This is a genomic window from Spirosoma gilvum, from assembly GCF_054776815.1.
This window is the reverse complement of record NZ_BAAHBH010000020.1, coordinates 95561-103296: the sequence shown is the minus strand read 5'-3', so window position 1 is coordinate 103296 and position 7736 is coordinate 95561. Positions and strand designations below refer to the sequence as shown.

Below are 7736 nucleotides of genomic sequence, written 5' to 3'. Positions count from 1 at the left end.
AATCAGAAGCAGGTCAAGATTCACTGGCAGTTCACGGTGGACAAAGCCAGAGATACCATGAACAGCCAGTATGTGAAGGTCAATCCTGAAAACCTAAAATACAAGAAAACTTAGTTTACAGTGTACTAAATGTCCTATTGGAGAGGTTGATTACTTTGGTTGTTAACTCTGAGTTAGCTACTTTTTGCCCTAAAACTAGAAAGGGCACGGAAAGTAGTAGGGCTGCAAGATAAACAGTTTGACCGGTAGACATAGGTTCGTGATTTGTATTTGAAGCTGATCATCATATTGGCTAAATTGTGATTAGCCTATCAGGAAAATATGAGAACCTGATTCAATTAACTTCCAGACTACGAATGGTATCCTGAAGTTTGCAAAACTGTGCCTGTGTCAGATTGAATTTTAATGAATCCATATACGCATCTGTTCTCAGGACATGATTGATCTTACTGGGTGTCCATTGCTGGTGCTCAAATTCGCAGTGGATTTCTATCAGAAATCGGTTCCAGTAAAACAAATTAATACGTCGGCTGGGCTGCTTGAGTACCCCAATAAAAACGCCGGTAAAGTGAATATCCGCTAAGGTGTGCTGATTGACCGCTGCATTCTGTTGATCGATTATCATAGGGAGGTGAATGTGGTTATACTGTTTTATTGACTTAAGACCCCAGACGTATCTAGTCCGTTTGAATTAGCAAAACGAAAAGGTCCTGACCAGGGCTGCCTATCTACAACATGCCATTTTCTGTCCATCGTTACGACTGCCACTTCCTCAGTTTCAGCACGTAATAAGCTTTTGAGCCTATCTGGCAAACAAAAGTGGTCGTTCGGCATTTATTAAGGCATATAAGTAGCGGTTTCATAAGACGATGTGTTAGACGGTCTACGATACCCATTAGTAACGACTCAATGCCATGAATGAAAACAACCCAGGCTACTTATGGTGGCAGGAAGGTATTATCTATCAAATTTATCCGCGATCCTTTCAGGACAGTAATGGCGATGGAATTGGCGACCTTCAGGGCATTCTGAAACGGCTGGATTATCTGAACCAATTGGGCATTACAGCCGTCTGGCTTTCGCCCATCTACCCTTCTCCGATGGCCGATTTCGGCTACGACATTGCCGACTATCAGAATGTGGATTCCATATTTGGTTCGCTAAGCGATTTCGATGAATTGCTGGCTGGTGTTCACAGCCGGGGAATGAAACTGATTCTGGACCTTGTACCGAATCATACCTCGAATCAACATCCGTGGTTTCTCGAATCCCGCTCCTCGCGCGACAATCCCAAACGCGACTGGTTTATCTGGCACGACAGCAACCCCGATGGGTCGGCACCGAACAACTGGCTCAGCGTATTTGGCGGTAGTGCCTGGGAATGGGACGAAACTAGTGGTCAGTATTATTACCATGCCTTTCTGAAGGAGCAGCCTGATCTCAACTGGCGCAATCCGGTAGTGCAGGAAGCTATGTTGAACGTCATGCGGTTCTGGCTGGACAAAGGTGTCGATGGATTCCGGGTGGATGTGATGTGGCACATGGTTAAGGACAAAAACTTCCGCGACAACCCCATCAATCCAGATTATCAGCCGTATATGGCGACCTATGAGCAACTGTTGCCGGTCTACTCCACCGACCAGCCGGAGGTGCATGACATTGTGGTGAAAATGCGGCAGGTTATCGACTCATATCCCGAACGGTTGCTTATTGGTGAAATCTACCTCCCTATCCATCAACTTGTTACCTATTACGGTATCGATGGCAAGGGGGCACACTTACCCTTCAACTTCCAACTGTTGTTACTCCCCTGGGATGCTCAGAAGATTGCGGCCACCATCGACCAGTACGAAGGTATTTTGCCCGAAGGCGGCTGGCCCAACTGGGTACTGGGCAACCACGATCAGCCCCGCATTACGAGCCGGGTCGGTGCCGAACAGGCTCGTAATGCGGCCCTGCTGCTCCTGACGCTACGAGGCACACCAACCATTTATTATGGCGAAGAAATCGGGATGCGCGACGTACCAATTCCCTTCGATGAAGTGCAGGACCCGCAGGGGCTGAACATGCCTGATAAGAACCTAAGCCGCGATCCCGGTCGAACGCCTATGCAGTGGAATAAAACTCCCAATGCGGGCTTTACAGAAGGCAAACCGTGGCTGCGAGTAGCCCGCAATTTCGCCCGTGAAAATGTTTGGCGACAGGATGAAGATCCGTTTTCAATCCTCTCATTTTACAAACGGCTAATCAGTTTACGGCAACAGGAACCATCGTTGATGGTAGGTGATTACGTGCCCGTTTATGCCACCTCGCAGTTGATCGCCTATATCCGTCAGTTGGAAGGCCATCCCCGTTTCCTTATCCTGCTAAACCTAAGTCACCAGCCTGCCCATTTTAAGGCTAAAGACAGTGCGCTCAAAGGCATCGTAGAGATCGCAACGGCTCCCGAATGGGAAGAGGTTGAGGTGGGCGATAGCATTAGCCTTAGTGGCGATGAGGGTCTGTTGGTACGATTAATCGACGAGTAAATAGAACACATGAAGTCAATTGGAGCAACGTATACCGGTGAGGGACGCTGTGTATTTACGGTATGGGCACCCAAACGTAAATCAGTAACCCTGCATATTGTCCACCCTACTCAACGGGAGTTACCCATGCACTGCGATCAATGGGGTTATTTCCGGCTGGAAGTCGACGGGGTTGAACCCGGTACCCGGTATTTTTATCGACTCGACGGCCAGGACGGTTTTGCGGACCCAGCATCTCATTTCCAGCCCGAGGATGTGCACGGTCCATCCGAAGTGGTTGATCACGCGGCTTATCGCTGGCAGGATGCAGACTGGCGTGGGTTACCATTTCACGACCTGATTTTTTACCAGATACATGTCGGTACGTTTACGCCCGAAGGTACCTTTGAAGCCATCATCGGCCGGCTCGATGAACTGTCAAAATTGGGCGTAAATGCTCTGCAATTGTTGCCAATTAGCCAGTTTCCGGGAGGTCGCAACTGGGGTTACGATGGCGTATATCCGTATTCAGTTCAGCACTCGTATGGTGGACCAACCGGGCTAAAAAAACTGGTTGATGCCTGTCATGCACGTGGGCTCGCTATTTTTCTGGATGTTGTTTACAATCACCTGGGCCCCGAAGGTAATTATCTCACGCAATTCGGTCCGTACTTTACCGACAAATACCATACTCCCTGGGGCAATGCCATCAATTTCGACCGGGAATGGTCGGATGGAATACGGGACTATATTTCAAACAACCCGCTCTTCTGGTTTGAACAGTATCACGTCGACGGTCTGCGCTTCGATGCCATTCATGAGGTGTTCGACATGGGCGCTGTCCACATCTGGGAGTTGGTACATAACAAGGTAGCCTATCTGGAAGAACGACTGGGCCGGGCGCTCTATCTGGTGGCTGAAACGGATTTGAACAGTCCGCGTGTGATTCAATCGCCCGACTTAGGTGGGTATGGCTTCGACGCGCAATGGCTCGACGATTTCCACCATGCGCTACACGTGTTGATTCACAAACCCGGCCGCGAACGCTATCACGATTTCGGGCGAATGGAACAACTGGCCAAAGCTTATACCGATGGTTTCGTGGCGAGTGGCGATTACGCATCCTTTCGCAAGCGTAAATTCGGCCGTTCATCAGCAGGCATTCCCGGCGACCGGTTCGTTGTATTCAACCTCAATCACGATCAGGTCGGCAATCTGCTTGGCACGGAACGGTTATCGCTGCTGGTTGATTTCGAGCGTCAGAAAGTGGCTGCGGCTGCCATGCTCCTGTCGCCCTATGTTCCGATGTTGTTCATGGGTGAAGAATACGCCGATGAGTCTCCTTTCTATTACTTCGTGAGCCATACTGATCCCGAACTGCTCAAAGCGGTACGGGAGGGCCGTAAGAAAGATTTCAGCAAATTCATTGGTGATGCCGAACTACCCGACCCAGCCGATGAAACCACATTTACGCAGTCGAAAGTACAGTGGCATACCCGAACCGAAGGCCGACATGCTACTATGCTGGCGTGGCATAAACGGTTGATCGAATTACGACAATCAATACCGGCACTGCGTAATGTTAGCAAGAACGACATCCGGGTTACTGTACTGGGGCAATCGGGTCTTGTGTTACACCGCCAAACTGTTGATGGACAGCAGCATGGTACGATCCTGTGTAATCTTTCAGACAACAACGTTTCGTACACCATGCCAGACTGGGTCAACCAGTGGGAGAAGCAACTGGACTCGAAAGAAACCCAATGGCAGGAGACCAACCAGACTGATGTAGCCCTGTTGCCCAACCAGTTAACTCCCGGCCAAACGGTTAACCTGGCGCCCTGGAGTGTAACCCTCTATTCAGGCCATTTATCCAACGACTGGCGATAAATTCATTCCAGGGCGGTTACCCATTCCTGATGGCCGCAATTGCTACAGGGTTGGGCTTTGTCTGCGGAGTCTGGCTGTTGGTTGCCACAATGGTTGCATACCTGTTGAGTGGCAACCTTTTTTTGTTCGTTTATAAAATCGGTATCCCATTCCGGCAGCACCGACAAGCCCGGTTTAGGGTCCGTTTCCGAAATGAGCGTAAACGCTCCATTCGCTTCCATATAAAGCCGTTTGACGTGCCCCAGATGCACTAACCCACTCGAACGGAGCTGCGCAAACAGTAGCTCACGCGACACGCGCGACTCTTCCATATTATCCAGTTGCATCACCGCATTCTGCACCAGCACCCGATTATCACCTTGCGATGAGGCTTCAAATCGCTGATCTTTAGCCGCCCAATACGACACAATCCGCTGGATAAACACGACGACAGTAGCAATAATCACCGCTAGCAGGAGTCCTCGGCTTGGGTCCAGAATGGGTACGCCAATAGCAGCCGCCAGCGACACCATGGCAGCCATTTCATTTCGGCTTAATTTGGCTGACATCCGTCGGCCCATAAGCCGCATCGATACAACCAGAATCAGATAAACTACAGCCGCTCGAAACAGGATTTCGAGGTAAAAGCTGGCAGGTACTTCCCCAAATAGAATCCGCTGCCAATCGTACAGAAAAATATCTTCCTTTTTCATAAGTATGTTAGAGAACAGCCTCTACCCAGTCGTTGGCATGACAGCTAGGGCATTCACCGGGTTGGGTATAAGCAGGCACCGAATTACCACAATTCGAGCAGGCCAGATACTTCGGATCGGGATGCCGATGAATAGACTGAATAGCCAGGTCGGCGGGTGGCAAAACCGACAGACCCGGTTTGCCTTTCTCGTCCTGATAGATGCTGAACATGCCGTAAGCTTCCATATATAGCCGCTTTACTTTCCCCAGATTGTACACGTCTCCGGTTCGTAATGCCGTATAGATCTGTTGATGCGACAGTCGGTTCTCGGCCATCTTGTCTAGCTGAATGATACCATCCTTTACCAGAACGGTTTCGGTTCCCTGAATCAATTTCTCCGCTTTACTACGCTTAAACCCTACCCAATTTGTTGCTCGAAGAAAGAATAGCGAACACAGCAAAGCCAGCACACCCGGCAACAATCCCCGATCGGGCAACTGCATGGCGGCCGATACAATGGCCCCCAGGGTGAGCATAACCGATAGTTCCAGAATGGTTAGCTGTCCGTTCATGCGCTTACCCAGATACCGCATGATGATCAGCAACGCTACATAGATCAGAGCCGTCCGTATAAGTACTTCCAATAAAAACTCGGCAGGGGCATCACCGATCAAAATCCGCTGCCAATCGCCCAGATGAATGTCCTCCTTTTTCATGCCCACCTAACTTTTCGTAGGCCCGAATTGATTTAACATCAAAGAGATTATTAGCCAATCAATTGAACATTGTTAGTTTATTCATATATCTTATAGAATTAACCTTACCCTAACATAGAATCAGGCAATTAATCGGTCCATTGACCAACACTATAGCTCATTAAACAGTTGGTAGGACAGATATTCTCAATGTGCCTTCATGAAAAAACTGTTCATCCTTGCCTGTTTTGGCCTTCTGGTCGCCTGTCAGAAAAAAGACGAAAGCGAATCCGAAAAAACGCCACCAGCACCCATCCCGACCGATTTTATTCAGGAGTTGTGGTATAAGAATGACTTGCTGTACAGTGTCGATGTTGAAGTGTTTCAGGATTCTGATGGGGATGGCGTTGGGGACTTCAACGGGTTAACGCAACGACTGGATTACCTCAAAAACCTTGGTGTCGAAACCATCTGGCTCGCACCGTTTCAACCTACGCCAAACAAAGATGACGGCTACGATATTTCAGACTTTTATGGGATCGACAAGCGGCTGGGTACCGAAAACGATTTCGATCAGTTTATGCAGCAAGCTACCCAACGGGGCATGCGGGTGATGATGGATTTGGTTACCAATCATACGTCCAACGAACACCCCTGGTTTCGCCAGGCTCGTCAAAGCACGACATCGCCCTATCGATCCTGGTATGTATGGGCCAAGGAACGACCCAAAAAATGGGACAAAGGCATGGTATTTCCGGGCATACAAAAGGATGTCTGGTCGTTCGACAAACAGGCCGGTGAATATTTCTACCATCGCTTTTATGAGTTTCAGCCCGACCTGAACATGCAGAATCCGGTGGTACAGCGCGAAATGCGGAAGATTATCAGGCACTGGCTCGACAAAGGTATCGCCGGGTTCCGGGTCGACGCGGTTCCGTTCCTGATCGAAATTGCCAATGCCGATTTCGATCCCGACAAACCCCAGCATCAGTTCGACATCATTACCCAGATGCACCAGTATATTCAATGGCACCGAAAAGATGCCATCATGCTGGGTGAAGCCAACGTCGATCCTAAAGAACAGCAGGGATACTTCGGCAACGATGGCCAAAACATGCAGACGATGTTCAATTTTTTCGCCAATCAGCATTTGTTTTACACATTGGCCACCGGCGAAACCAACCTGTTTCGGAAAGCCCTGGACGCCACCAGAGACATTCCGCCAACGGCACAATGGGCCTTTTTCCTGCGTAATCACGACGAAATTGACCTGGGCCGCTTAAGCGACGATGAACGACAAAAAGTGTACGAACGGTTCGGACCCGACACCACCATGCAGCTTTACGATCGGGGCATCCGTCGGCGACTGGCTCCTATGCTGACCGACCGCAAGCTCATTAATCTGGCCTACAACGTGCTGTTCTCGATGCCGGGCATGCCCGTCATTCGCTACGGTGAAGAGATTGGTATGGGCGATGACCTTAGTTTGAAAGAGCGCCTATCCATCCGAACGCCCATGCAATGGTCCACTGGTCCCAGTGCCGGTTTCTCTACCTCATCCAACCCCGTACGACCGATCATTAGCCAGGGACCTTACCGATACCAGCAGGTCAATGTGGCTACGCAACAAGCGGACTCTTCATCACTGCTGAATCAAATTGGCCGACTGGTTCGGCTGCGAAAACAATGTCCGGAAATTGGGTGGGGCCAATGGGAAACGCTGGATACCAACTCCGATTATGTGCTGGCTATTCGGTACAACTGGCAGGGCCATTCTCTCATTATCGCGCATAACTTCAGCCCAAAGCCCCAATCCTGCGAGTTAAACATGAAACAGAGCGTCAATGGCCAGTTAGTCAATTTAACGGACCAGTCATTGAAGCCCTTATCGAAAGACGGAAAAGTCCCGATCCAGTTGTCAGGCTATGAATCGCACTGGTATCGGCTGCGCTAGCGGTCTATGATCCAGGA

6 protein-coding genes are annotated in these 7736 nt (G+C 49.7%); 3 read left to right on the top strand and 3 right to left on the bottom strand.

Going from position 1 to position 7736, the window contains the following annotated elements:
* Positions 1–334: 334 nt before the first annotated feature.
* Positions 335–625, bottom strand: a complete 291-nt coding sequence (locus ACYVFD_RS33910) for a hypothetical protein (protein WP_461095037.1) — start codon at positions 623–625, stop codon at positions 335–337.
* 289 nt (positions 626–914) lie between these two features.
* On the opposite strand from ACYVFD_RS33910, the gene ACYVFD_RS33905 reads away from it, so the two are divergent.
* On the top strand, positions 915–2528 hold the full coding sequence (locus tag ACYVFD_RS33905; protein WP_461095036.1) for an alpha-amylase family glycosyl hydrolase: 1614 nt from the start codon (positions 915–917) through the stop codon (positions 2526–2528).
* Positions 2529–2537: 9 nt separating this feature from the next.
* A complete protein-coding gene (treZ, locus tag ACYVFD_RS33900) occupies positions 2538–4397 on the top strand; it encodes a malto-oligosyltrehalose trehalohydrolase (protein ID WP_461095034.1) in 1860 nt (619 codons plus the stop codon).
* Positions 4398–4399: 2 nt separating this feature from the next.
* On the opposite strand, the gene ACYVFD_RS33895 is transcribed toward treZ, so the two are convergent.
* Entirely contained in the window at positions 4400–5089 is a 690-nt protein-coding gene (locus tag ACYVFD_RS33895) for a DUF421 domain-containing protein (protein ID WP_461095033.1), read from the bottom strand.
* 7 nt (positions 5090–5096) lie between these two features.
* Positions 5097–5786 carry a DUF421 domain-containing protein gene (locus ACYVFD_RS33890; protein WP_461095031.1) on the bottom strand — a complete coding sequence of 230 codons (690 nt, stop codon included), beginning with the start codon at positions 5784–5786 and terminating at the stop codon, positions 5097–5099.
* 199 nt (positions 5787–5985) lie between these two features.
* On the opposite strand from ACYVFD_RS33890, the gene ACYVFD_RS33885 reads away from it, so the two are divergent.
* Positions 5986–7719, top strand: coding sequence for an alpha-amylase family protein (locus ACYVFD_RS33885; protein WP_461095029.1), 1734 nt, complete (start codon positions 5986–5988; stop codon positions 7717–7719).
* Positions 7720–7736: the final 17 nt, after the last annotated feature.

Excerpts from the sequence above, each read along its gene's own strand:
- ACYVFD_RS33885 (WP_461095029.1), top strand. The coding sequence starts at position 5,986 with ATGAAAAAACTGTTCATCCTTGCCTGTTTTGGCCTTCTGGTCGCCTGT.
- treZ (WP_461095034.1), top strand. The coding sequence starts at position 2,538 with ATGAAGTCAATTGGAGCAACGTATACCGGTGAGGGACGCTGTGTATTT.
- ACYVFD_RS33890 (WP_461095031.1), bottom strand. The coding sequence starts at position 5,786 with ATGAAAAAGGAGGACATTCATCTGGGCGATTGGCAGCGGATTTTGATC.
- ACYVFD_RS33905 (WP_461095036.1), top strand. The coding sequence starts at position 915 with ATGAATGAAAACAACCCAGGCTACTTATGGTGGCAGGAAGGTATTATC.
- ACYVFD_RS33910 (WP_461095037.1), bottom strand. The coding sequence starts at position 625 with ATGATAATCGATCAACAGAATGCAGCGGTCAATCAGCACACCTTAGCG.
- ACYVFD_RS33895 (WP_461095033.1), bottom strand. The coding sequence starts at position 5,089 with ATGAAAAAGGAAGATATTTTTCTGTACGATTGGCAGCGGATTCTATTT.